This is a genomic window from Nioella nitratireducens (assembly GCF_001879715.1).
GTDB lineage: Bacteria > Pseudomonadota > Alphaproteobacteria > Rhodobacterales > Rhodobacteraceae > Nioella > Nioella nitratireducens.
The window spans coordinates 1-787 of sequence record NZ_MNBW01000072.1 but is presented as its reverse complement, the minus strand read 5'-3'; the positions used below and the strand labels follow the sequence as shown (position 1 = coordinate 787).

Below are 787 nucleotides of genomic sequence, written 5' to 3'. Positions count from 1 at the left end.
TTGATGACTTCGTGGATGACACCGATCTGGCGGCGCGCATCAAAGCTGAATCGCCGCGGTAACAATGAGGCGGTTACCCTGCGGCCCCGTCCTCCGTCAAGACCAAGCCCTCCGCATCTGCTGCGGGCGCAGCCAGCGGTCTCCCCGTCCTTCCGCTCTTCGTTTGTGCAGGACGGGTGATCCCCCTCCGCTGTCTGCGGTCCTGACGGTCTCCCCCCGCTCATTGGCGCGGGCCTAGTCCGGTTGCATGCGCAACCGACTTTGAAAAGGAGAAAAGACAAATGAAACAAGACGTTTATCAGAAAGTGACCGACAAGATTATTGCCGATCTGGAGCAAGGCGAGCTGACTTGGCTCAAGCCGTGGTCAGCAGGAAACACCGAAGGGCAGATCATCAAGCCGCTGCGCCATAACGGCATGGCCTATAGCGGGATCAACGTCCTGATGCTTTGGGGCGCGGCCATCGAGGGCGCCTATCTCTCGCCGTTCTGGATGACCTACCGCCAAGCCAAGGAATACGGCGCACACGTCCGCAAGGGCGAGCGCGGCAACCTCGTTGTCTATGCCAACACCATCACCAAGACGGAAGAGCAGGACGACGGCAGCGAGGAAGAGCGGAAAATCCCGTTCATGAAGGGCTACAGCGTGTTCAACGTCGAGCAGATCGAAGGTTTGCCCGAGCATTTCTATGCGAAGCCCGAGCCGATCATCGTAAGCGGTTCGCCGCCCCCACACTTTCGAGCTGACGTGTGATCTGCGATTCAGAGGCTTCTTTGGTTTGTGGGGAG

The 787-nt window shown here is 59.1% G+C and carries 1 protein-coding gene; it reads left to right on the top strand.

Annotated features, from left to right (window positions below):
* The first annotated feature begins 281 nt into the window (after window positions 1-281).
* Window positions 282-752, top strand: a complete 471-nt coding sequence (locus BKY27_RS19630) for an ArdC-like ssDNA-binding domain-containing protein (protein ID WP_233491920.1) — start codon at window positions 282-284, stop codon at window positions 750-752.
* The last annotated feature ends 35 nt before the right edge of the window (window positions 753-787 follow it).

Bases quoted from the DNA above. Each gene is read 5' to 3' on its own strand.
- BKY27_RS19630 (WP_233491920.1), top strand. From the start codon at position 282: ATGAAACAAGACGTTTATCAGAAAGTGACCGACAAGATTATTGCCGAT.